Genomic DNA, 731 nt, shown 5'->3' on the forward strand with positions numbered 1-731 from the left:
GCCGACGGACCTGACGCGCGACATCCAGGCCGGCATGGCACATCCGCCGGGAGAACCGATCCTCCGCGGGGTCCGGCCCGGACGCGCCGCGATCCAGCTCGGGCCGTGGGTGCTCGGCGGGGCGCGCTTCCCGGACGAGCGGGTGCGCCACAACGCCCTCGATCTTCTCGGCGACCTGACGCTCGCCGGCCATCCCCTCGTCGGCCGCATCGTCGCCCACCGGCCGACCCACAAGCTCACCTACGCCTTCGTGGCCACGCTGATGCGAAGCCCCGACGCCTGGGTGTTTTGCGAGTCGTGAGGCTTACGGCGCGCCACGGATGAGCCGGACCTGGGCTAAATTTCGAGCGAACATCGCGCCGAAGCCGTCGCGCCGCGCTGCCGCGAGGTGCGCAGCGAAGCCCGTCGCATCGTCATCCGGATAGGCCGCCTCGATCGCCTCGACGCCGGCCGCCGCCGCTGCCAGCCGCGCCACTGCGCGAGCATGAGCGAGGACGGGGCGTGCTCCCCACGGATCGCTCCGACCCACCCCCTCATCCTGAGGTGCGAGGCGCAGCCGAGCCTCGAAGGAGGGCTCCAGCGGGCCGCGCGGTCCCTGGAGCCCTCCTTCGAGGCCTCCGCTTCGCTGCGGCACCTCAGGATGAGGTGGGTGGGGGGACGTCACGCTCGCCGAGCTCTCAGGCCCGCCGAGCTGCCGCGCCAGCGCCTCCGCATCCCAGCCGAGGCCGCAG

The 731-nt window shown here is 73.3% G+C and carries 1 protein-coding gene and 1 pseudogene; one reads left to right on the forward strand and one right to left on the reverse strand.

Annotated features, from left to right (window positions below; translation table 11 throughout):
* On the forward strand, positions 1 to 301 hold a 301-nt coding region (locus FV217_RS22470; protein WP_187272684.1), incomplete at its 5' end, for a UDP-3-O-acyl-N-acetylglucosamine deacetylase.
* 3 nt (positions 302 to 304) lie between these two features.
* On the opposite strand, the pseudogene FV217_RS23245 reads toward FV217_RS22470, so the two are convergent.
* Positions 305 to 731 (reverse strand): annotated as a pseudogene (locus FV217_RS23245) (hypothetical protein); the annotation flags it as partial.

The sequence above is a fragment of the Methylobacterium sp. WL9 genome (assembly GCF_008040035.1).
Lineage (GTDB): Bacteria > Pseudomonadota > Alphaproteobacteria > Rhizobiales > Beijerinckiaceae > Methylobacterium > Methylobacterium thuringiense.